A 24,331-nucleotide genomic window follows, 5' to 3' on the forward strand; every position below is an offset into this window, starting at 1 on the left:
CGGGAGCGCACAACGAGTTTATTCGTCCGGCGCTGCTCCGGCGACGACTTCACCCGCCACCTCCGCCCACACGGCATGGGTGGCGGCGTCGTAGCGGAAGGTCACCGTCGCCGGGCTGTCGAGGCGCAGTGGGATGTTCGGTCCGTTGCGCTCGCCGCCCAGACCGTAGTTTTCATCCCACGAGCCGTTGATCGCCACTTTGAATTCGTACTCGCCGGCGGGCAAGTCGGCGACCAGCGCCCACACGCCCAGCCCCTCGCCCGTGGCCTGCACCGCCGGATCGTCGGGCGCCCAGTCGGCGCCGCCCAGCGCCGAGCCGATCGTGCCGGGGAACGAGACGCTCTGCGGCGCCGCCTGCACCTGCGCTGCAGCCGCCTCGGCGGCCTGAATTTCCTCCAACGAGGGCTGTTCGCTGCGGATCGCCTCGAGCGAACGGCGCAGCGCATTGAAGCGTTCGATGAAATCCTCCGCAACGTCGGCGGCGACAAAGACGACGGCCGCACGCGCCGGAACGGTGAATGCGCCGTTTGTGGCGTCATAGGACGCATTCGCATAGCGGTTCTCGCGCTTCGCCAACACCGGATGCAGCGTCAGGTTCATCCCCGCCAGCGTCTCGTCGCGGAAGGTCACGGTCTCCGGCCGCGCGTTGAAGAGGGCGACGAGCAGCTCCAGGTTCGGGTCCACGTCGGCCTCCCCCTCGCCGACGTCGGCGAGGCTCATTACGATCAGCCCTGGAATCGCCTCTGGCCCGACGTTGTGGAAATGCACCATGTTGAGAATTTGCTCGTCGGTGCGCAGGCGGAAAAGCGGCGAGCTGTAGCGGATGCGCAGGAAGTCGGTGAAGTGCGCAATCGTGGCCTGGATCAACTCTTCGTCCGGCTTGAGGTCAGGATCGGCCAGCAGGGGCCGCAGGATCGGCCAATCGCTTTGATTTTTGTCTGCGATCGGCAGGCCGCGGCCAAAGCCGTTGTCCTGATAGGTGAAGTCAAGGAAGTTGAACCAGTCGCCCGAGTCGTAGGAATCGCGGTCAAAGCTCTTGGAGCGCAGCATCTCCGTGCCCGCCTGCTGGAAGGGCACGCCCTGGCTGAGCAGCACGATGGCATGGCCGAGCTGCGCCATCTGCACCCGCTCTGCGACGGTGGCCTCGTCCGGTGCAGCCAGCTGCACGACGTCGAAGAGGGTCTGATTGTCGTGCTTGTCGGCGTAGACGATGTTCTCCTGCGGGTCCATCGTATAGCCGGCCGGCGCGCCGTTGTAGTCGATCTCTGCGCCGAACAGCGCGTAGCCGCGGTGATCGAGCAGCAAATACTCCTTCAAATTCCCCGCCAGCCCGATCTTGATCCAGTCCGTGAGCAACCCCAACCGCGCGGCGGCCTTTTCTTCGCCGCCCCAGTCATAGGCGTTGGGCTGGATGCTGAGGCCGGAGACGAAGCCCTGGCGTTTGAGATTCTGCCCGCCGTCGAAGGGGCCCACCCCGCGCACGGCGTCGCGCAGGCGGTCGTTGAAAGTGCCGATGCCGGAGCCGCCCAGGTTGAGCTGCGTGGCGTTCACCCCGCGCGCGTTGTTGGCGACCTCGCCGAAATTCCAGCCTTCACCGTAGAGGAAGATGCCGGCGCCGTCGACGCCGTCCTCCTCCAGGGTCAGGCTGTCGAGCATCTCGCGCACGGCCAGCATGTCCGCAACCATGTGGTGACCCATCAGGTCGAAGCGGAAGGCGTCGATCTTGTAGGCGGTCGCCCACAGCTTGACGGCGTCCACCATCAGCTTGCGCATCATGTTGTGCTCGGTTGCAGTGTTGGGGCAGCAGGTGCTCGTTTCGACGAAACCGTCCAGGCTGAGGCGATGATAGTAGCCGGGCACGATGCGGTCGAGCACCGACTTCTCGCTCTGACCGCTGGCGTTGGTGTGGTTGAAGACCACGTCGGCGACCACGCGCAACCCCATCTCGTTGAGCGCCTGCACCATCCGCCGATATTCGAGGATGCGCGTCGGGCCGTCGGGGTCGGTGGCGTAGGAGCCTTCGGGGACGAAGTAATGGAAGGGATCGTAGCCCCAGTTGTAGGCGTCGACGTGTCGGGTCTCTGCGACCAGCGCCTGTTGCTCTTCCGAGTCGGGCGGCAACGTCGCCAGCAGCGCCGGATCGGGGGCCTCCCAGGTCGTTTTGTCCTCGTCGATGGTGGCGATGTCGAAGGTCGGCAGCAGATGCAGGTGCGTCAGTCCGGCCTCGGCCAGCGCCTTGAGATGCTGCATGCCGTTCGATTCCGGATGCGTAAAGGCGAGGTACGCGCCCCGGTGCGCTTCGGGCGCGCTTTCGTCCAGCGCGCTGAAGTCGCGCAGATGCACTTCCCAAACCGTGATGTCCTCCGGCGCCTCGAGCGGCGGCTTGACCAGCTCGTCCCAACCTGCGGGCTTCAGGGCAGGGTCGTTCAGATCGACGATCTGGCTGCGTCGGCTGTTCATGGCGAGGCTCAGGGAGTAGGGGTCGGTGACCAGGTTGACCTCGACGGCGCCGGTCGTCGGGACGAAGACGCGCACTTCGTACAGGTAATACTTGTTTTTCCACGTCGGGTCGCCGGTGACGCTCCATACGCCGTTTTCGTTTTTCATCGCCACGATCTCCGTTGGCTCCGGCGCAGCGCTGTCCTCGAACAGGTAAAGGCGCACGCGCTTGGCCGTCGGCGCCCACAGCCGCAGCGTGGGGACGTTCTCTTCCCACGTCACGCCGAGCGGGCCGTCGTAGGTGAAAAGTTCATCGATGACGCCTGGGATTTGCACGCCGGTGGCGTCCAGCAGCTCGCCTTCCGCCGTGGTGACCTGCACGGCGAGTTGGCCCCTCAGCAGGGCGGGCACGGCGCGCAGCTCGCTCTCCGGCAGGCGCAGCGCCAGGTAGCCGGCGAGATGGGGAAACTTCGCCGTCACCGCCTCCGGCAACCCGGCCTCGTCGACCGTCAGCGGCGTGCGCGTGACGCCGGCGCCCATGATCCCGTCCAGCGTCAGCTGCATCCCGCCGTTGGAGGCGTCGAACAACTGGAAGACGGCGTCGGCGGGCAGGTCATCGCCGGCCGGATAGGCGATGAGCTCGCGCGTCACCCAGTGGGCGCGCGCACGGTTCAGGTCGCCCTTGGGGCGCGCGCTGGGGTCCGGCCGTTCGGTGTAAACCAGGAGATCACCGGAGATCACCCAGGCTTCTTTGGACTTTGTCAGGTCCAGGAATTGGTCGGGGCCGGGGTCTTTGAGGTCGCCCTTGTGGACGATAAAGCCCAGTCGCGTTCCGTCAGGTTTGATCGGCACCTCCCAGAAGAGACCGAAATCATCTTGGCCGTCCGGCGGCAGCGGATTGGCCCATTCAACGGTGATGGCGGCTGCATCCCATGCGTGCAAGCCCCATCCTTCGTAGTCGCCGTCGGGGCGGTGATAGTGGATGATGGCCACGTCCTGCGCCAGTGCGGCGGGCGCCATCGGCAGGAGCAAGGCGAGGATCAACGTCAGCGCAGCGAGCCAGTGCACTTTTCTGGATTGGATGACCATAGAGAGCTCCTTTGCGTGCCCACGCAACAAAAAAATGACGATCAGGGGATGTAACATCTCCACTCACCCAGAAGCGCCCGCCGGAAGCTGACCTTACAGCTGCGCGCGTAGGTCCTTTACCCGATCATGCGTTCAAAGTGAGCGATGTACCGCTTGGCCAGATGGGGCCAGCCCAGCTCCGTTTCGATGCGAGTGCGTGCAGCCGCCCCCATCCGCGCGCGTAGGCCGGGGTTGCCCGCTAGCAGCGCCATCGCCGCCGCCAGGGTGACGGCGTCCTGCTCCGGCGTGAGCAGACCGGTTTCTCCGTGCACAATCGCCAGCGGATTGCCTGCGGCGGTGGAGCCGATCACCGGTTTGCCGCAGCTCATGGCGTCGAGCACACAGACGTTGAGGCCATCCGCCGGTCGGTTCACCGAGGGCATCACCAGAAAGTCCGCCATGTTGTAATAGCGTCCGATTTCGGTCTTGGGCACGCTCCCCACCCATCGCAGCCGCGCCGCCACGCCGAGCTGCTCCGCCAGCCTCTGCCAGCCGGCTTTTTCGTCTCCGTCGCCGACCATCACGCCGATCACCGGCTGAGTGCGCAAGATCGGGTCCGCCAGGGCGCGGATGAAGACGTCGAAGCCCTTCTTGGCCGCCATGCGACCGACGCAGAGCGCCACTACAGCGCTTTCTTCAATTTCCAATTTACGTCGCAGCGCCTGCACGCCTTCGGAACTGGGGGTCAAAGCGTTGGGGTCGGTGCCGTAAATAATCATGTCGAAGCGGTTGAGATCGGCGCCGAGCGGAAGGACGGCGTCGCGCAGCTCTGCGCTGTTGGCGGTGAGCAGCGCGGCCTGGCGCAGGGCGAAGCGCGCCATGGCGCGAAAGAGAGGATTGCTGCGCGCCACCTGCGCGTCGGAGCCTGGCACCGAAATCGCCAGCGGGATGCCGAGCCGTCGGCTGACGACGGCGGCGATGAAGCCGTTGGGCAAGAGCCAGTGGGCGTGCAGCACGTCAGGGCGCAGGCGTCGCGCGTCTCGCCACACGGCTTGAACGCCGCGGGCAAAGAGCGCCGGGCTGAGTGCGTAAGCTTCCAGCCGCAGGGAGAGGTCGGACTGCATGGTGCGCATGTAGCCCAACCGGTGCAGCGAATCCGGCCAGATGTAGCGATACAGGCGCAGCGTTACGGCGCCGTTCAGGGGGCGACGGTAGGCCGGGTCATAGGGCGCCCACACCGTCACCCGTTGGCCCTGGGCGGCCAGCTCCTCGCACAACGCTTCGACAAAGGTGCCGCTGAAATCACCGGTGAAGCGGGGGTAGTTGTGGGTCAAGACGCCGATGTGCATGAGGGCAGTGTATCACGGATGAGAAGAGATCGGGAAATGTTTTGAGAACGAGGACGATGGCGTTTTCGGGGGGGCGCGAGGAATTCCTGCGCCTCTCCTCTTTGATCCTTATCCTGAAAAAAGCCGGGTCTCCCTCTGGAAACCCGGCTTACGCGCTGTGATTCGGTTGTCAGGCGTCTACGACAGACGCCAACGCCGGCCCTCCACCGACGCAATGCAACAACAGATCCATCCGGTGGACTGGATGCGTTGCCTCCATCGTGCTACGGTACGCAGACTGTGTCGCCCGGATAGAGGTAGTAATGGGGCCGGTTGCGCACCCAGGGATTGGCGGCCAGCATCGCACTGGCGGAAGCGCCGTAGGCTGCACCGATGCCGTAGAGGCTCTCGCCCGGCCGCACGGTGACCGTGTAGCGACAGCCGCCGCCGCCGGGGGAGCTGCCCCAGCGCTTGCTCTCGGTGTGGCCGACCTGTTGGTTGACGAAATCCTTGACCACGACCGGCGAGCCGGGCTGATGGGGCAGGCGCACATTGTAGCAGGTGGGGCCATGCGGCAGCCAGCCCGCTTTGAGCTCCTCGCAGATGCGATAGCGGGCGCCGGGCACGCGGTAGTCATTGGTCGGGAAGTCGAAGCGATAGTTGCCCAGGCCGTCGGTGAGCACGTAGGCGCCGCTGCCCTCCGGTGTCCCATTGGTCGGCAGCGCGCCGCCCGCGTCCAACGGGGTGATCGTGATCTTCCAGCCGGCGAGGCCGACGTGGCCGTTGGCGTCCAGCTTGCGCCCTACGAAGCTGAAGCCGAAATCCTGCTCGTTGATGAAGTTCACGCCAACACATCTGTCCGCATTGTTCACCGTGACCGAGACGCTCGTCGGGCTGGCGGGCGCCCAGCCGTTGCGGATTTCCTCGTGCACCGTGTAGGGGCCGAAGGGCAGGTTGCTGAAGCGAACCATGCCGGCGGCGTCGGTGTAGCCGGTCGCTGCTACGGAGCCATTGGCGCGCTTGAGCGTGATCTTCCAGCCCGGCAGCGGTATGCTGCTCTCCTCAAAGAGATCGAATTTATAGACCTCGATGCAGCCGAATTCGGTCACGCGGTTCTTGAAACGCAGGCGAAGGGGTTTTGGGTTGCCTGTGCCATCATCCTGCCACACGACGTTGAGCGTCTGTTGTCCGCTGGCCGGCATGATCGGCGTGTAGACGACGCCGCTGGGCGCGCGCTCCTTGAAGACCCACTGGCCCTCGGTCAGGCGGAACTCAGCCTCGCCGGGTTCATTGGCGCCCGAGCCGGTCGTCACCTCCTGTGGGGTGGCGAACCAGTTGCCGCGCGCCGGCTCGGCGCGGATCACCCAGCCGTTCAGCGGGTTGTGCTGGTCGTCGATCTTGGTGACGATCACCGGCACATAGCGCACCAGCTTCCAGCGAATGCGCACGCACTCCTGGCTGCCGTAGCCGAGCGGCACGTCGAAGGTCAACGGTGTGACGCCTTCCCACGGCCCGGTGGGATTCAGCGAGAAGGTCCAAATCCCTGGATTGAGCACGGGGCCCTCCCCGTCAGGCAGATAAAATTGCCCGTTGGCGTCGGTCGTCACGGCGTAGGTGTCTTGGGTGCCCGCAGGTCCGTAGGTGATCGTCCATGTGTAGGGGGCGCCCAGGGGCGTCTCGTCGAAGTTAATGACGGAGCCTTCGACGCAGATGCGATCCAGAGGGGTCGGCCCCTGCGTCTGTGCAAAAGCGCTGACGCAGGGTATCAGCAATCCCAGCGCCAGAATGACCGCCGCCAGCGTCCGCACACGCCAGGGCGTCTCCTGTCGCCGGTTGAAGATGTCAGTCATACGACTCTCCTTTCAAAAGGTTACACTGTTGTCAGGGTGCGCTGTCAGGGTGCAAATTGAGCGAGACTTAGGGAAGGGGTCTGATGTTGTTCACATGGCGCGCTCCTTTCGCGAACGAATCTTGCAGACGTAGATGCGATCGGCGGCCCTCCGTGAAACAAGATCCATCGATCAGGGTACCATGAAAGTTGCATGAATTCAAGGGCTTTGCACAGTGCAATGACATAAAAAATAGAGAACGCGCCTTTTGCTTAACCATGAATCGCCTATTTGGGGCGCAGTTCTTGTGGATTTTGACAAAATCTCATGGCTATTTTTGTGGAGGAGCGTTCGGCTCGTGGGTGGAAAAGGAGTGTTGCAAGCGCTCCTGCAGGCTGCATGGCAAGATTGTGCATCCATGCGTCAACTCTCTCCATGTACAGCGCTTTCGTTTTTGCAGTATGATGAATGCGCCGTCCTTGAATGAAAGACGGAATTGAACGCACAGAAGTGACGCTGTGCATGGATGAAGTTTGCTTACACCAATTCGTCTCTCATTTTTTGTAGGAGCAGGAGTTCGTATGAAGATTGACCTTGCCGGCGCCTGGACGCTCGCGCTCGACCCGATGGATCGGGGAGTCGCCGAATCCTGGTGCGCTTCTTCGCTTCCTAACCCTGCGGGCGTGGTTCACCTGCCGGGGTCGCTGCAGGAGCAGGGCTTCGGAGACGAAATTTCGCTCGACACGCCCTGGACCGGCTCGATCGTGGATCGTTCTTTTTTTGAGGACGCCCGCTATGCGCCATATCGTCGCAGTGGAGCCATCAAAGTGCCCTTCTGGCTGCAGCCGGAGCGATATTACAAGGGCGTAGCCTGGTATCAGCGCACCGTGCGTATTCCAGAGGAGTGGCGCGGTCACCGTCTCGTGCTGCGGCTGGAGCGCCCCCACTGGCAGACCAGCGTTTGGCTGGATGATCGACCTCTGGGTTGTTGCGACAGCCTGGCGACGCCGCATATCTATGAGTTGGGGTGCAGCGTGGCACCTGGCGAGCATCGGCTCACCCTGCGCGTGGACAATCGGATGATCGTGGACGTCGGGCCAAACGCTCATAGCGTCTCCGATCACACGCAGTCAAACTGGAACGGCGTTGTCGGTTGCATCGAGCTGAGCGCTGAAAGTCCGGTCTGGCTGCATCGCGTGCGCGTCTTTCCCAATGTCGCCGACCGGTCTGCGCAAGTGAAGATCGACATCGCCAGCGTCCTGGGAAGGTCGGTGCAAGGACGGGTGGTCGCCTCGGCGCGACTGGTCAACGCCGGCGGCGAGCGATCTCTGCCTTCGGTCGAGGCGGAGGTGCGTTTCTCGGCGGAGGGCGGCCTGGAGCATTCCGCAGCGGGAGGGCACGTCGATTTGTATTATCCACTGGGTGAAGACGCCCTGCTATGGGATGAGTTTCAACCGGCGCTCTATGAGTTGACATTGGACTTGGAGGCGCGCTCGTCTGGCGATGAGGCCATTTGGCGCGATCGCCGCGTGTTGCGCTTTGGCTTGCGCGAAGTCGGCGTGCAGGGAACGCAGATCACGCTCAACGGTCGTCCTATTTTCCTGCGCGGCACGCTCGAATGTTGCATCTTCCCGCTCACCGGCTATCCTCCCACCGACGTCGAAAGCTGGAGGCGCATCCTTCGCATCTGCAAGGCGCATGGTCTGAACCATATTCGCTTCCACTCCTGGTGTCCACCTGAAGCTGCCTTCCTTGCTGCAGACGAGCTGGGGTTCTACTACCAGGTCGAGTGTCCGGTGTGGGCCAACCAGGGCGCTGCGATTGGAGAGGGGCGGCCGGTGGACGCCTGGCTCTTTCAGGAGGGCTGGCGCATCCTGGACGCCTACGGCAACCATCCTTCATTTTTGCTGATGGCGTATGGCAACGAACCGGCGGGACGCTTTGAGGAATATCTGGCCGAATGGGTGACCTACTGGCGCAAGCGCGACCCCAGGCGTCTGTACACTGGCGGCGCCGGCTGGCCCATGATCGAGGAGAATCAATATCACAACACGCCAATCCCGCGCATCCAACAGTGGGGCGCAGGACTGGCCTCGCGCATCAATGCAAAGCCGCCCGAAACGATGACAGACTATCGCGCTTTCGTGGAGCAGGCGGGCGCGCCGGTCATCAGCCACGAGATCGGTCAGTGGTGCGTTTATCCCAATTTCGACGAGATCGCCAAATACGTCGGCGCGCTCAAGCCGAAGAACTTTGAGATCTTCCGCGATTTTCTGGAAGCCAACCACATGGGCGACCAGGCGAAAGATTTTCTGCTTGCCTCCGGCAAGTTGCAAGCGCTTTGCTATAAAGAAGAGATCGAGTCTGCGCTCCGCACCTCGGACTTCGGCGGCTTTCAACTCTTAGACCTGCATGATTTCCCCGGACAGGGCACGGCATTGGTCGGCGTGCTCGATCCGTTTTGGGACGAGAAGGGCTACATCACCGCCGAGCAGTTTCGCCGTTTTTGCAACAGCACGGTTCCGTTGGCGCGCATGCAGAAGCGTTACTGGCGCACAGACGAAACATTTCAGGCGGAAGTGCAGCTCTTTCACTTTGGCCCGACGCCGCTCGTGGATGCAGCGCTGGAGTGGCGTTTTCTGGGGGACGATGGAACGGTGTGGGCGCACGGCAAATGGTTGCTTCCTGGCAGGGTTGAAGTCGCCAGCCAGTCGATTGTGGGCGAAATACGTTGTGCGCTGGCCGATTTTCCACCGGCGCGCAAATACACGCTGATCTTGACGCTCGATACAGGGGGGGAGCGCTACGAAAATGACTGGGATCTCTGGGTTTTTGCCCCGCGCCTGGAGCTGCCGGTCACGTCCCAGACCGTGCTTGCCTCTTCCATCGATGAAGCCATGCACAAACTCCAAACCGAAGGCCGCGCCTTGTTGCTTCTCGATCCCGCACAGGTCAATACTTCCAGTCAGATCGGTTTTTCTAGCGTGTTCTGGAATACGGCGTGGACGCGTGGACAGCCGCCGCATACGTTGGGCATCTTGTGCAACCCTGCGCATCCGGTTTTCGCCGACTTTCCGACGGAGTATCACTCGAATTGGCAGTGGTGGGAGCTGATCCACGGCGCAGCGGCAATGCAGATCGATCAATTGCCGCCTGCGTTGCGACCGCTTGTGCAGCCGATCGATACATGGTTCGAGGCGCGACGATTGGCGCTCCTCTTTGAAGCGCAGCTCGGTGCGGGCCGTTTGATGGTTTGCTCGATGGATCTGCGCACCAACCTGAACGAGCGGCTGGTGGCCCGCCAGTTTTTATATAGCGTGCTGCGCTACATGGAGGGAGATGCGTTTGCTCCGAGAGTGGCGATTGACAAAGAGCAGCTCTGCTCATTGGTGAAATCCTGAATGGGAGCCGCTGCTACGGCAGCGGCTCACCCTGCATGCGCCGTCGCAGCGCAACATGGCCGGCGAGAATCAGCAACGTCATTTCGATGGCGTTCCACCAGAAATGTACATCGAGCCGCACTGCGGTGGTCAGCCCTGGAATGCTGCAAATCCAGGTGCCGCGCGTCCACTCGCTGCGCGCCAGCCAGCCATCGCGTCCTACGATGCCGGGCAACCCTTGCGCGGTGACGTTCAGAATGTCCATCGCCGTCAGCTCGCGCAGGATGATCTGATAGCGGATGAAGGTGTAGGTGTGCTCAACGGCATGAAAAGCGGCGACCGCCAGCAGCAGCCACATCCAGACGTTGCGCATGCCGCCGAACATGAGCAGCAAAACAACGAGCAGCACGAGCCAGTTCCATACAAAATGCACCCATTCCGCATTGGCGGGAGAGAGAAGTCCGTTCGACTGGCGCATGGTCCAGTACAGAATGTGATATTGCGTCCACTGGATCAAATGCTCGATCGTGTGGAGCCCCTGAGCTGTGAGCAGGACGGAGAGAAACATCACCGTGCGTCCGTAGCGTCGGTAGTCGTCGCGCCATTTGAAAAATCCGGCGGGCAGCAGGAGCAGCAGCGTCATGGCGGTGGCGGCCCAGAGGGGGGCGACGCCGGCGGCGAGGACAATCCAGCTCAGCGTCAACCCTATGGCCAGCGAAATTCCCACAGCGCTTGCATATTGTTTTGGATGCAACAGTCGCAACAACGGAAGGTTTTCCTGCATGTTGGTCCACCAGGGCGAGGTGGAGAGCGTCGTGTGCGTCATAGCCAACCCCTTACGTTATTTCCTCCTTACGTTATTTCATTGCACCCTCTGGTATTGCTTGCTCTTCTCTAAAAATGTGGATTCGCCGGTTGGGCGTTGGTTCCTTCAGTGTGGAGAGGACGCCGTCGGGCCACCGCACCTCGAGGGCATAGAGCTGCGTCCCTTCAGGAAAGCCGAAGTGGAGGCGCACCGGGTCTGTTGAAAGATATCCGCCCGAGGCGCGCACATCGCGACGATAGACGCCCCGGTCGGTGTAGAGCGTCGCCTGCGCACCGATGGCGTGACGATTGAGGGAAGGACTCCAGGCTAAATCCACCTGGATGCTCTCCCCGGTGCAAAGCTGATTTTCAAAGATCTGCGCAAAACTGCGCAGGTTATTGACGACGATGTCCAGGTCGCCGTCGTCGTCCAGGTCCGCCATCACCATGCCGCGGCCACTGGCGCTCGAATTGAGTTGCCAGTGGGGTGCAGCAGCAAAGCGGCCATCCCTGCGATTCCGATACGCCTGATTCTCCTCGACGAGCTCGCCGTTGGGGAGGTGCCCGAAGAGATCTGCTGCAATCATCCCGTTCACCACGTATAGGTCTAGATAGCCGTCCTGATCAAGATCGCCGTATTTGGCGGCCCAGCTCCAGCCGGATGCATCTACGCCGCGCGCCACAGCTTGATTGCGCCACCTGCCGTCTCCGTTGGGGAGCAAGAGGACATTCGCCATGATTTGCACATCCCCACGCGCGCGATATTCCTCCAGATGATGGATGACCGGCAGCCAGCGCGCCAGGTTGCGGGGCGATGTGTCGTAGGGGTTCATGTCGGTGGTGAAAAGCGCCAGACGGCCGGAGTTGTCGATGTCGCCCCACTCGATCGCCATCGTGCTGTGAGAAGTTCGGTCGAAGGGGCGGATCTCCACCCATCGCCCATCTTGTTGCGTCCACACTTTGTCTTCGAGTGCGAAGTCGTTCGCCGCCCAGATTTCCGGTTGGCCGTCGCCGGTGAGGTCGAGGAGGGCGATCGAGAGCGTCTCGGCTCGCTCGTCCAGGCGATGCGCCTCCCAAGCGCTCCCTTTCTGCAGATAGAGAAAGACGCCCGCCTTGAGCTCGCTTTCGGGACGGAGAATTCCATGTTGTTTGAGTTCGACGCCGTAGGAGCCGGTCACCAGATCCAATGCGCCATCGCCGTCGACGTCGCCCCACGCCATGGCGTAGGCGTAGCGATCGACGCCGGGAAGCGTGTGGCGCTCAAAGCGCCGTGCGCCGACCTCGCTGCCGAGGTTGCGCCAGAAGGAAGGGGGCTCCAGTCCTCGATGGGTGAAGACGACGTCGATCCAGCCGTCGCCATCGACGTCAACCGTGGCCGCCCCGCGCGTGAAGCGCGCGTCGAGCGCCTCTGGCGTGAAGCGCAGCCCTCCCTCGTTCCACAGAATGGCGCTGCGACCATCTACGCTGGCGAAGACGAGGTCCAGGCGCCCGTCGTTGTCCAGGTCGTTGACGGCGACGCCGGCGCCATTGCTGATGTAGGTGTTGATCTCGCGCAGCCGTGCGCCGTGGATGAAGTCGAGCCGATGGGAGACGAAGGCGTTGCTGCAAGCGGGCGCCGTGCTCCAGGGAGTCTCCGTCGCGCTCGCTTCGACGACGCGCAAAGGTGCGGCTGCAGTCGGCGCCTTCCAGCCGTGATCGGCCTGGGCGCTGCACAGGCAGACAACCACGAGCAGCGGAGTTACGAAACGAACCAGCGCCATCGTTCGGTTGTTCCGCTCAACCTTTCAAACCAGTTGTTGAAATGCCTTCGATGAAGGTGCGTTGCGCAAAGATGAACATCAAAATGATCGGCAGTGCAATCAGCGTGCTCACCGCCATCAGATGTGGATAGGCCATGGCCGTATTGCCCATGCTCAACGCCAGCGTGCGCATCCGATAGATCGCCAGCGCCAGAGGCTGCATCGCCTCCGAGTTAATGTAGATCAAGGGTCCCAGGTAATCGTTCCAGGCCCAGAGAAAGCGGAAGAGCAACACGACGGCGATGGCGGGCTTGGAAAGCGGCAGGATCACGCGCCATAAAATGCCCATCTCGCTTGCCCCATCGATGCGAGCCGCATCGGAAAGCTCCTCCGGGATGGTCAGGAAAAATTGGCGTAGGAGGAAGATGAAATAGGCGTTGCCGAAGAGCGACGGGACGACGAACGGCCAGTAGGTGTTGATCCAACCCAAATTTTTAAAAATGATGAAGAGCGGCACCATCGTCACCTGCCATGGCAGCATCATGGTGGCGATGCAAACCCAGAAGAGAGCGTCGCGGCCGCGCCAGCGAATCTTGGCGAAGCCGTAGGCGACGATCATCGAAGAGATCAATGTGAAGAGGGTCACCGGCAGCGAATACAGAAAGACGGAGTTGAACGCCGCCCGGTTGAAGTCGAAGCGATTCCAGGCGTCTGCAAAGTTGTTCCAGTGGGCGGGATTGGGAATCAACACCGGCGGCACCGTGTAGACCTGGGGGTCGTCCTTCAGCGCGGAAGAGGCCATCCAGTAGAGCGGGAAAATCCAGGTGACGCCCAGGAAGATGAGGACGACGTACACGGCAACGCGACCGAGCGCCTTGGAAAGCGAGAGGAAGGCGGTCTTCTCCGGATGGCGCACCTCGCGTTGGGTGCGAACACTTTGACTTGCGCTCGTCATTTTTCACCTCCGTAATAGACCCAACGCGCCGACGTTCGGAAGAGCACGACCGAGAAAAAGAGGATGATCAAGAAGAGTATCCAGGCCATCGCCGAAGCTTTGCCGATGCTGAATTGAACAAAGGCATTGCGGTAAAGGTTCACCACGTAAAACTCAGTCGATTTCATGGGGCCGCCGCCGGTCAACACGAAAGGAAGCGTGAAATCCTGGAAAGCGGTGATGATCCCCATGATAAAGTTGAAGAGAATCACCGGCGTGCACATGGGCACGGTGACATTCCAGAAGCGTTGCCAGAGATTGGCGCCATCCACCAGCGCGGCGTCGTAGAGGGAGCGCGGCACATCTTGCAGCGCAGCGAGAAAAATCACGACGGCGGTTCCCTGCGCCCACACGTAGATCATGATCAGCGACGGCTTGGCCAGGTCTGGGCTGGAAAGAAATGGGATCGTCGCCATCCCGAGCGTTTTCAAAAAGCCGTTGATCACCCCGTACTGCACATTCAAAATGAAAAGCCACACCATGGCTGTGCAGACAGCCGGCACGATGGAGGGGATGTAAATCACCGAGCGGAAGAGGGTGCGGCCTTTAATGTCGCTGTTCAGCAGATTGGCGATGAGAAAAGCGACGGCGACGCCGAGCGGCACGCCGATGCCGACATAGTACAACGTGTTGTACATGACGATCCAGAAGTCAGGATCGACGGTGAACAGCCGTTGATAGTTCGCCAGGCCGATGAATCTTGGCTCGCGAATGAAGTCGTAGTTAGTGAGGCTGTAGTAGAACGAGGCAATCAAGGGAAAGAGCGCAAATAGCAAGAAGCCGATCAGCCACGGAGAGACAAACAGAAGCCCCAAAATCTGATTGCGCCGCTCCGTCTTGCTCATGTTGCGCCAACCGGTCACAATTGCGGTCATATCACCTCCAGTTTGAAAACTCGGCCGGTCAGAGCAGCCGTTTGTCTCGCAGCGCGCTCTGACCCAGCCTGAACAGCGTCAGGGAACAGGAGGGACGCGCAGCGCCCCTCCCTCGTCCTTCGTTTATCCCAATCCCTGGGCCTCCCACTCGGCTTCGGCGCGCTTTTGTAGCTCCTCGGCTGCAGCCTGGGGATCGATCAGATTGCGATAGACCTGCTCGCGCAACTCTACGTACTGGGTGATCACAAAGTCGTTGATCGGGCAGCGCCGACCGATCGTCCATTCCGTCACCTGCGGGCCGGCGTCGATGTAGAAGGAGAGGCCGGGGTAGGCGTTCTTATCCACCGTCTCCAGCCAGGATTTCACGCCGTGAATCCAGCCCACCTCCTGGAAAATGATGTTGAGTGCTGTGGGCGTCTGGAAGAATTCGCCGAGCTTGAAAGCGCCTTCCTTGTTTTTCGCATCTTTGAAGATGGCGACCGCATGGAGACCCGTCGCCATGATGTTGGCGTCTTTGCGGTCAGCAGGCACCGGCGCCCAGCTCGCCCGGTTGTATTGCGCCACTTCTGGTTTTTGAATTTGCGTTTCGCCCGGATGCCAGTATCCTTCGATGATCATGTTCTGCACGCCGGCGTTGAAGGCTGCCCCCCATGTGCCGTGCCCTTCCACCTGTCGCATGCCGGCGAACTGATCGGGACCCGCAATGCGGATGAACTCGCCCAGCGTATTTAAGCCTTCGGCCATGCGCGGGTTGGCCAGATCGAATTTGCCGGTCTCCTCATCAAACCACTTGAACCCATAAGAAGCCGAGATGAAGTCCGGCTCGTTGGCCATCGCGTCGTAGGGGTCTAGCCCAAACTGAAGCAAATTGCCTGCGTCATCTTTTATGGTCATGGCTTTGTGCCACTCCAGCACCTCGTCCCAGGTTTTGGGCAACGTCGACGCATCCAATCCTGCTTTCTCTGCGGTTTCGATGTTGACGTTGAGCCCCCACCACAGATAACATTCGATGCCGGGGATGCCAATCATGCCGCCTTTGTAGAAGGCGCTGTTCCATACCCCCTCCAGGATGTCATCCTTGTTGATGACCGTGCTGGCGTCCACCATGTCCTTGACGTCGATCGTAGCTCCACGCGTGAAGAGGTTGACATACGAGTAGTTGGAGCCGCCGTCCGGTGGCGTGCCGGCTGCGATCGCCGTCAACAACACATCCTGGCCGGTGGAGCCTTTGTATTCCAGCGTGGCGCCTCCCATGTGCTCCTTAAATTCGTCGGTCTCCACGATTTTGGCCAGCGCCGGATCAAGATTGCCCCATGCGTACCAGTATTGCACAGTGTTAGGAGCGGTGGCAGGAGCGGCCCCTTGCTCTGCGGCGGGCGCAGTCGAAGGCGCAGCGGCGGGGCCACACGCCGCCACCAGCAGCGCGCCGGTGGTGACGGCGCTCCATTGGAGAAACTGTCGTCGGCTGATTCCATTCTGGTTCATAGTTGGTTGTCCTTTCCTGAAAGATGTGAAGATGGTCAACAAAACGTGAATACAGCGCTTCGCCGTCCGCTGCGTTAAGCAGACAGGCGACAGACGCAGGCTTTGTCGTTTGTCTCAACCTTGCGTTCTACACTGTGTAACGCAAATGAGGTCGGTTGTCAATGACGAAAAACGCCCTCATGTCAACAGGTCTTGAATGAACGGCTGATGGACGCATTCAAAATCTATGTGTTGGGAGTGGCGCCATCATACAATTTCTTGCATCTCATGTCAAAAACGTTTTAAGAAGCGCTGCGCAGGCTGTTCGCAGGGAATTGCGCCGCCTCGATTTGGTGCTGCGTCCGATGTATGGCTCGCGGAAGCAGGTCGACGTCGTCCACCATGCGCCGATGCAGCGTGGCGCCTACATGCGCCGGGTCTAGCGCAAGCGCGCTATCCAGGGCGCGCGTCGCCTCTTGTGCGTCGCCTAATCCTAACCAACCGAGCCCCTTGAGATAGAGGCAATGCACGCGATTGCGTCGAGACAGATCGTCTTCAAAAACCAGGAAGTCGGGCAGAGAGACCGCAAAATAATCGATGATGGGGTGATCCTCCATGTGCGCATCGCCATAAGCGATGAGTTGACGGAAGATCGCTTCCGCTTTGTCTGGCTCGCCTAAAGCGTCGTGCGCCAGCCCGCAATAGAAGGCCATGTCCGAAGGGCGATCGTTGTAATACATAGCCATGTTCAATTCGATGGCGCCTTGCGTGGCGCGAGTGAGGTGCTCTTGGCTGCGCCGTTCATCGCCCGCTTGCCTATAGGCCAGGCCGAGATAGTAGTCGAGATGATTTTCGGCGGCGTTGGGGAGCTTGCCCTCGGCCAAATTTTCCGGGTAGACGCGCGCACGCAGGAGATAGTCGATCGCCGTTTTCGTCTCTCGTCGTCGCAGCGCCTCTTTCGCCAGCTCGACCAACGCCACGACGTACTGCGCGGAGACTTTGCCTTCGCCTCCCTCCCAAGGATGAAAAGTGTGGCTTAAGAGCGCTTCCAGCGCCTCGTGGTGGCGACCGACGATGTTGAGGAGGGTGGCGTACTCCACCAGGAGATCATCGCGTTGACGCACCAGCTCGAAATGCGCGCAGAGGTTCGCCAGGCGCTCCGCCGGCGCTCTTCCTAGGACTTTATCCAGTTGATCAAGCTCAAAAAAGACTCGCGCATCGGTTGGGTCTAGGGCGAAGGCGCGTTGATAGGCGGCCCGGCTGCGTTCTGCGTCCTTGCGCTGGTTCATATAGGCAAGACCTAAATTGCGATGCACGGTGGGAAAGTTCGGGTCGAGCGCCGCTGCGCGTTCCCACAGCGCAATCGCCTGCTCGTGAACTCGATGTGCATACAGGAAAAGGCCGAGATAGTACGGTGCACGCGCGTCGGATGGCGAGCGCTGCATCGCCGTCGTCAACGCAGGGATGCATTCGATCTCATTGGGGAAGCAATAATCGGGGCTGGCGGCGGCCCCGCGTTGAAACGCAAGATCGGCGTTGGCGGCGTCGCCCGCCTGCCAGAGCATCCATCCATGGTAGTAGTGCACCATCGGATGGTGCTGGGGGGCCTCCTCGAGCAAGCGCACGGCCTCTGCGAAAAGGCCGGCGTGTGCGTAGTGCAACGCCAGGGTGAGATATAGGTTGACGTCTCCCTGAATGAGCGCCTCGAACGTGCGGTCGCCGTCGAGCAGAAACCGTTCATAGTGCAATCCGTAGGCCAGCGAATCGAGCGCAACGCCCACATCCGCCTCTTGGCGAGCCGCTTCTCGTCGCCCTAAACGACGCAGGAGTGCAACTCGCAGATGTCGAGCGTTATGGTGACGTTGGTTGCGCTCCAGAGATCGTTCGAGCAGTTCCAGCGCGCTTTCGTAACGCTGGCGGCGACTCTCGATTTGCGCCAGCTCGAAATAGGCGGCGTCTTGCCATGCGGCGTTCCATGCACTTTTGTAGAAGGCGTCGAAGGCTTCTGCAAAGCGTCCTTGATATTTCAAGGCGAGCCCCAGATTATAGAACGGCTCGCCGTCGTAGGGATTCGGGTTGCGAAAGGTGAGGCGTTCGATGGCCTTGCGAAAGAGCTGCTCTGCTTCGGCGAACTGTCCCTGACGCAAGCGACGCAACCCCAACGTATTGTTGCTGCGGCTATCCAGAGGGTCGCGGCGCAGGGCTTCCCGATAATACGCCTCTGGGTCATAGGTGGCGTGTCGATACTGCTCTAAATGCAGCCCGTGAAGGAAAAGCTCTTCGTTGGAGATCACCGCCGCTGGAGGAGGGGCGGGCGTAGCCGGGGCGGGCGGCGCGGGTCGCTCCTCCGGAAGGGGTGTGAAGGAGACCAGCTCGCGCTCTCCCTCGCGCACGCTCAGCGTCACCTCTTGGGCCTTGAGGCCGAGAGGAAGAGGCGTAATGCGCTCCAGCCACGTCTCTGGAGAAAGTGCGCATTGCTCTTGGAGTAAAATCTCAGCGCCGGCGCGTAAGACGATGGTGACCTGTCGGGGGCTGGAGAGATAGACGCCGATGTGCGCGATGTTGTCCACAATTTCCAGATTGATGGCGGCGTCCCTGGACGCGTTTTTTACACCGCCGATGCCTTTGAACGGCATGAAGACCTGCGTGAAGCGTTTCTCTTCCCCCGGCTGCAACCAGGAAAAGTCGGGCTGATTGTCGGTGTAGGCGCCGCACATCAGCTCGACATAAGGGCCGTCTTCGTCGGTGAGCTGGCGATCCCACATGCGGCCGAAGTCGCCGTTTCCCCATGTCCACTGCTTTTTCCCAGGGGCGATGTGATGGTTGGCGACATGCAACATGCCTGCCCGCCGACCATGATCATAACATCCCAGAAAGTCGAAGTCGGAGTGATAGGCCATGTACGAAGTTGGCACGGGAATGTTTTTATAGCGAGAGATGTCGGTTCCCGGAGAATAATCGACCTTGTAATAGACGCCCGTGGCGATCGGAAAGGTGGAGACGGCGCGCTTGCCATGGTCCATCACAGCGTGGACGTCAGGGGGAAAGATGGATTGATAGTCGTCGTTGGCGTGCACCGCCGGGTTCGCCCACCATAGAAATGTTTGAGGAAAGGGCGTCGGGTTGTACAGCCGCACGTCAATTTCGAGATAGGCGCGATCCGGATAGAGGCGGAAGCCGGCCACGCTCTTCAGATGATACATCGCTTCGATCTCGCCCATCCACACCGTTTTGGAGCCGTCGACGTGCTCTTCGATGCGATAGTCGACCGGCGAGAAGGTGGTGGGGCGATGGTGCTGCGGCCAGTTGAACTCGATCCCGCCGGAAATCCAGGGACCGGTCAGTCCCACCAGCGCCGGCTTGATAACGCGGTTGTAGTAGATAAAGTGGTAATTGTTGGTTTTGTCCAACGCCATTTGCACCCGGCCGCCTAGCTCAGGCAGCAACATGATGAGAAGATAACGATTTTCCAGAAAAATCGCCGTGTACTCCTTCCCCGTTTTGGTCTCCTCAATGCGTTCAATCACCGGATAAGGATAGACTGCTCCGCTGCTGCCTTGATAGACTCGCTTTTCAAGGAACAATGGATTCTTTTGCGGTTGACCCACGCCGTAGGTCGGGATTGTCACCGTCTGAACGCGTGCATCGACAGAAGGGATCGGCTCTGACATGAAAATTTTCTCCGTTGCTGCGATTCTTAAAAGACTGCGCAGGCAATCTTGCAATGCGTCTGATAATCGAAGGTAGCTGCGTTCTCAAACTATCATAACGACGCAAATGCGAGCAATGGAGGAAGTCATGGTAAGATGGAGTATCTTCTGATTTTGATGAGTTGTCGTCTGGCGCTGCTCCACAAGGAAAGCCAACTGCAAGATGGATGAGTCCAGGATTCCCGAGTCGCCGATTCGCATCCGCGAGGGTTTTCGCGGCCAGGTGCAACACGTTTTGCCTAGGCCTTTACTCGATCGCGTCGCCGGACATCCGCTATTGCAATCGCTCCTGCCGACGGATATTGGCTGGTATCCAACGGCGCAATATCATTATCGGGAGCGGCCGGAAGGCGCAGGGGAGCATATTTTGATTTACTGCGTGGCGGGCGCCGGATGGGCGAAGCTGCGCGATGAGTTTTTCACCGTCCACTCCGGCGAAGCGCTCGTCATCCCGGCGAACACCCCGCATTGTTATGGCGCCTCCAACGACGACCCCTGGTCGATCCACTGGGTGCATTTTCTTGGCGGCACAGGAGAGTATCTGGCGCATGTGGTCACGCCGACTTCGTACAAATTGTCTGTGGATGCGCAATGCGGAGCGACGGTGGAGGCGCTCTTCCGCGCGTGTTATGCGCTGTTCCCAGGTGGATTCATTCTCTCGCGCCTCATCTATTGCGCTCAGGTGTTGCACCATCTTCTGGGTGAGCTGTTTTTCAACAATTCCGCCTTTTCTCCGGCCATGCGCACGAGTCGTTTCCACAGCATCGAATCGACCCTGACATTTTTGCGTCAGAACCTTCACCGCTCTCTCTCCTTAAGAGAGATGGCCGGTCACGCCGGCCTTTCAGAATCTCATTTTTCCCGCATCTTCAAAGAGCAGACCGGCCATTCTCCTCTCGATTACTTCATCCTGCTCAAGATGCAACATGCAAGCACGCTGCTTTCGGTCACTTCGCTCTCCATCAAGGAGGTGGCTGCGGCCGTTGGCTACTCTGACCCCTACTACTTCTCGCGCTTGTTCAAGAAAACGTTCGGCGTCTCGCCTCGCGCCTATCGCAACTCGCCCAAAGGGTGATGCACCGATTTGGGAGCACATCGTTCCCTGTGCGAAAATTGACTCCGACACGCGGTTCTGTCGACCGGCGCCGCCTGGCTGCAGCGGCGCTTTTGTACAGGATCGCATTTTTTTAGCCTTTTTCAGGAAAGATGCAGGTTCGCATGACGATTCGGGCCATTCTCTGGGATCTCGACGGCACGCTTGCCGACACGACGGCGCTGCATTATCAGGCCTGGCGCATCACCATGCAGCGCTACGGCGTCGATCTCCCCTATGAAAGCTTTATCAAAGACTACGGGCGCAACAACGCCGAAATCCTGGCCGAACATTTCGGCGTAGAGGCCACTGCTACAATTGAACAGGCGGCGAACGAAAAAGAAGCGACTTTTCGTTCGCTGATCACGCCAGGCGCGCTGCAACTTTTGCCCGGCGCGCTGACGTGGCTGCAGCGCTTTCGCAGCCTGGGCATGACGCAGGTGATCGGTTCGTCCGGCCCAATGGCCAACATCGCCGCCGTCGTGCATGCATTGGGCGTAGGCGATTTCTTTCTAGGGTTGGTCTCCGGCGTGCATTTGCCCAAGGGCAAACCGGAGCCGACGATCTTCTTGCGTTGTGCGGCGCTCGCCGGCGCCGCGCCGGATGAATGTCTCGTGATCGAGGACAGCATTCACGGCATCGAAGCGGCCATGCGCGCCGGCATGGCCAGCGTCGCCGTCGGACGCATCGCAACGCATCCGGAGCTACAGACGTTGATCCAGGAGAATCCGGCGGCGCGCTGCATCGTCACGCCGAGCCTTGCCGGCGTCGATGATCCGGAAGTTGTTTTGACATAAAATTTAGTGGTGGAGATGAAAATTCGCAATCCATGGCCGAAACGAATCCGCTCTAGCTTCAAGACGCGCAACGGAGAGGTGCTAAAATTGCGACTGATGCGCCCCGACGACGGGCCAAAGCTGGAGGCGTTTTTCTACAAGCTGTCGCCGCAGACGCGGTGGCGTCGCTTTCACGCCTATGCAGAAAACATCTCTCCCGAAGAAGTGCATCGTCGCGCGCAAGAGATGGCCAATGTCGACAACCGCACCTTCCAGGGCGCCGTGGTGGCCGTCAAAGGCGAAGGCGACGAGGAAGAGATCGTCGGCGTCGTGCGTCTGGCGCGTCCTCCTGGGCAGCCCGACTCACCCGAAGCGGAAGCGGCGATCGTGGTGCGCGACGACTATCAGGGACAAGGGGTGGGCAGCGAGCTGCTGCGCCAGCTGGTGCCCCTGGCGCGACGGATGAAGGTGCGCACCATCCTGGCCGTCTTCCAACCCGACAATGAGGAGGCCATCCGCCTGTTCCGCAATCTCGGTCTGCCCTACACGATGACGGTGACCCACGGCGTGTCGAAGATGCGCCAGGAGGTGCCCGATTCCTGATGTTCAGGGGAATGGGTGAATCCATTCAGGCGACGGTGTACAATCGACACTTTGACAATCCGAGCCAAGATGTGAGACGATTGCTGACACAAGCGCATCATCGAGTATGGAAGAGGAAGTTTCTTGATTGCCTACTGTCCTTCCAGCAAATTTCGATGCAAGGCGGAGCAGAGTCCGCTGCGTTGTCCGCTGACGGGCGCACCCCTTGAATTTACCGATATGCCGCTCTTCGATCCCGCCAGCATTGAGCCGAAAGTGGGCGGAATGTGGCGCTATGAGGCGATGCTGCCGGTCGTCCACAATGGATACGAGCGCATCACCCTGGGGGAAGGATGGACGCCGCTGATCCCCGATCGATGGGCAGGTCGTTCTCTCTACTGGAAGCTGGACGCGCTGATGCCCACCGGCAGCTACAAAGATCGCGGCGTCTGTGTGATGGTGAACTGGCTGCGGGGGCTGGGCTATGAAGCTCTGGCGGATGACACCAGCGGCAACGCTGGCGCCAGCCTGGCCTGCTACGCAGGGCGCGCCGGCCTGCGCGCGGTCATTTTCGTTCCCGCCAGCGCACCGGCCCCCAAAAAGGCGCAGATCATGGTGTACGGCGCCGAACTGGTCGAAGTGCCCGGCACGCGCGCCGATGCGACGCACGCCGTCGAGGCGGCGACCTGCAACAGCCGCGAGATGGCCTACGCCTCTCACGCATGGCATCCTGCGTTCCTGCTGGGGCAGATGACGGTGGCGTGGGAAATCTGGGAACAGTTGGGGACTGTGCCTGACTGGCTGATTGCGCCGGTTGGGCACGGCGGCACGCTGCTGGGCGCCTGGCGAGGCTTTCAGCATCTGCGCGTCTCCGGCGTGACCAACAAGCTGCCCCGCCTGATCGCCGTGCAGGCGGAGCCATACACGCCGCTGTATGACGCCTTTGCCAGCGGCGCCGCCACGATCGAGCCGACGCCGCATGTGCAGACGATCAGCGCCGACGGGATCGCGATCAGCTATCCGGTGCGTTGGCAGGCGCTGCTGGAGGCGATTCGCTTTTCGCGCGGCATGGCGCTCGTCGTCAACGACCAGGAAGTGGCGGAGGCGCATGCCGAGCTCGCCAGCAGCGGCATTTTCGTCGAACCGACCAGCGCCACGATTGCAGCTGCGTTAAAGAAAACGCCCAAAGAAAGCATTCCGCACACAGACCTTGTCGTGGGCATTTTGACCGGACATGGCCTCAAGAAACCGCCGAAGGTTTGAACAGTGGACTCCACAGCGGATGCAGACGGGAACGGATTCAACAACAGATTTGGGAGATGTATGGCGATTCCTTCTTTGGCTACGCTCGAACAGGCGCTGGGTGTAGAATTTCACGATAAGCAACTCCTTCAACAGGCTTTCGTCCATCGCAGCTATTTGAATGAGTTGCTCGAGAACAAGGGGCAGTGGGTCGACAATGAGCGCCTGGAATTTCTGGGCGACGCCGTGCTGAGTTACATTTTCAGCGAGTTGCTCTATCTACGTTTCCCCGATGCACGCGAAGGCCGATTGACGAATCTGCGTTCTGCACTGGTGCGTCGCGAGACGCTGGCGCACCTGGCCAGGCAATTGCATCTGGGCGATTATCTATTGCTCGGCCATGGAGAGGAAGAAAGCGGGGGAAGGCATCGTCCTGCGACGCTGTGTGCAACTTTCGAGGCGTTGATCGGAGCGATTTATCTGGACCAGGGCGCCGATGTCTGCCGCAAGGTCCTCGTTCAGCTTTTCGCCGAAGAACTCGAGAAGCTTGAACAAATCCAGGAAAGCAGAGATCCCAAAAGTCGTCTGCAAGAATTTGCTCAGGAAACGTTCGGACACACCCCGCGATACAAAGAGATCGACAGCCGAGGGCCCGATCACGACAAGTATTTCGTGATGGTGGTGCAGATCAACGGGCGTCCCTATGGCATCGGCGAGGGACGCAGCAAGCAGGAAGCCTCGCAGCAGGCGGCTGCAATGGCGCTTCATCGCCTGGGCGTTCCGCTCGAGGGTTACACATACGATTTCTCGCTGGCGGAGCGCTACGGCCTGACGCTGGCTTCCGGATGAGGGGCGGCGCAAATTTGCGCACCCGCCTTGCATGGGTGCAAGAAAGCAAGCCTGCCTTTACATCTGAATCTCTTCCTCGAATGTGCGCAGATCGACCGCATCGGAAGCCCCGTCAGATTTCACGATGCGGTCGCCCTCCAACCGCAGGCTGATGACGCG

General features: G+C 60.6%; 15 protein-coding genes. 6 read left to right on the forward strand and 9 right to left on the reverse strand.

The window, feature by feature from the left end:
- Positions 1-18: 18 nt before the first annotated feature.
- The 3 genes from pulA to Q0367_RS09060 all read right to left on the reverse strand — a co-directional run bounded on the left by pulA (position 19) and on the right by Q0367_RS09060 (position 6,685).
- Positions 19-3,528, reverse strand: coding sequence for a pullulanase-type alpha-1,6-glucosidase (gene pulA, locus Q0367_RS09050; protein WP_298981729.1), 3,510 nt, complete (start codon positions 3,526-3,528; stop codon positions 19-21).
- Positions 3,529-3,644: 116 nt separating this feature from the next.
- The gene (locus Q0367_RS09055; protein WP_297635154.1) at positions 3,645-4,856 is read right to left on the reverse strand and encodes a glycosyltransferase; all 1,212 of its coding nucleotides are present in this window, start codon (positions 4,854-4,856) and stop codon (positions 3,645-3,647) included.
- A 263-nt stretch (positions 4,857-5,119) separates the two neighbouring features.
- Complete coding sequence (locus Q0367_RS09060) at positions 5,120-6,685, reverse strand: collagen binding domain-containing protein (protein WP_298981732.1); 1,566 nt, start codon at positions 6,683-6,685, stop codon at positions 5,120-5,122.
- Between the two features lie 560 nt (positions 6,686-7,245).
- Between Q0367_RS09060 and Q0367_RS09065 the strand changes: the two genes are divergently transcribed.
- A complete protein-coding gene (locus Q0367_RS09065) occupies positions 7,246-10,065 on the forward strand; it encodes a sugar-binding domain-containing protein (RefSeq protein WP_298981734.1) in 2,820 nt (939 codons plus the stop codon).
- 13 nt (positions 10,066-10,078) lie between these two features.
- Here Q0367_RS09065 and Q0367_RS09070 read toward each other — a convergent pair whose 3' ends face one another.
- The 6 genes from Q0367_RS09070 to Q0367_RS09095 all read right to left on the reverse strand — a co-directional run bounded on the left by Q0367_RS09070 (position 10,079) and on the right by Q0367_RS09095 (position 19,591).
- Positions 10,079-10,870, reverse strand: coding sequence for a hypothetical protein (locus Q0367_RS09070; RefSeq protein ID WP_297635135.1), 792 nt, complete (start codon positions 10,868-10,870; stop codon positions 10,079-10,081).
- A 31-nt stretch (positions 10,871-10,901) separates the two neighbouring features.
- Entirely contained in the window at positions 10,902-12,608 is a 1,707-nt protein-coding gene (locus Q0367_RS09075; RefSeq protein WP_297635133.1) for a CRTAC1 family protein, read from the reverse strand.
- A 16-nt stretch (positions 12,609-12,624) separates the two neighbouring features.
- Positions 12,625-13,542, reverse strand: a complete 918-nt coding sequence (locus Q0367_RS09080; RefSeq protein WP_297635130.1) for a carbohydrate ABC transporter permease — start codon at positions 13,540-13,542, stop codon at positions 12,625-12,627.
- Positions 13,539-14,456: a carbohydrate ABC transporter permease gene (locus tag Q0367_RS09085; protein ID WP_297635127.1), complete on the reverse strand. Its 918-nt coding sequence runs from the start codon at positions 14,454-14,456 to the stop codon at positions 13,539-13,541. The genes Q0367_RS09080 and Q0367_RS09085 overlap by 4 nt, the downstream gene beginning before the upstream one ends.
- Positions 14,457-14,579: 123 nt before the next feature.
- On the reverse strand, positions 14,580-15,941 hold the full coding sequence (locus tag Q0367_RS09090; RefSeq protein WP_297635124.1) for an ABC transporter substrate-binding protein: 1,362 nt from the start codon (positions 15,939-15,941) through the stop codon (positions 14,580-14,582).
- 281 nt (positions 15,942-16,222) lie between these two features.
- Positions 16,223-19,591 carry a DUF5107 domain-containing protein gene (locus Q0367_RS09095; RefSeq protein WP_297635121.1) on the reverse strand — a complete coding sequence of 1,123 codons (3,369 nt, stop codon included), beginning with the start codon at positions 19,589-19,591 and terminating at the stop codon, positions 16,223-16,225.
- 202 nt (positions 19,592-19,793) lie between these two features.
- On the opposite strand from Q0367_RS09095, the gene Q0367_RS09100 reads away from it, so the two are divergent.
- From Q0367_RS09100 to rnc, 5 genes are all read left to right on the forward strand, one after another.
- On the forward strand, positions 19,794-20,705 hold the full coding sequence (locus Q0367_RS09100) for an AraC family transcriptional regulator (RefSeq protein ID WP_297635118.1): 912 nt from the start codon (positions 19,794-19,796) through the stop codon (positions 20,703-20,705).
- Between the two features lie 143 nt (positions 20,706-20,848).
- A complete protein-coding gene (locus Q0367_RS09105) occupies positions 20,849-21,520 on the forward strand; it encodes an HAD family phosphatase (RefSeq protein ID WP_297635115.1) in 672 nt (223 codons plus the stop codon).
- Between the two features lie 15 nt (positions 21,521-21,535).
- Complete coding sequence (locus tag Q0367_RS09110) at positions 21,536-22,102, forward strand: GNAT family N-acetyltransferase (RefSeq protein WP_297635112.1); 567 nt, start codon at positions 21,536-21,538, stop codon at positions 22,100-22,102.
- 123 nt (positions 22,103-22,225) lie between these two features.
- The gene (locus Q0367_RS09115; RefSeq protein WP_298981737.1) at positions 22,226-23,344 is read left to right on the forward strand and encodes a threonine synthase; all 1,119 of its coding nucleotides are present in this window, start codon (positions 22,226-22,228) and stop codon (positions 23,342-23,344) included.
- Positions 23,345-23,404: 60 nt separating this feature from the next.
- The gene (gene rnc, locus Q0367_RS09120) at positions 23,405-24,172 is read left to right on the forward strand and encodes a ribonuclease III (RefSeq protein ID WP_298981739.1); all 768 of its coding nucleotides are present in this window, start codon (positions 23,405-23,407) and stop codon (positions 24,170-24,172) included.
- Positions 24,173-24,331: the final 159 nt, after the last annotated feature.

Origin of the sequence: uncultured Caldilinea sp. (assembly GCF_937128415.1) — a bacterium.
Lineage (GTDB): Bacteria > Chloroflexota > Anaerolineae > Caldilineales > Caldilineaceae > Caldilinea.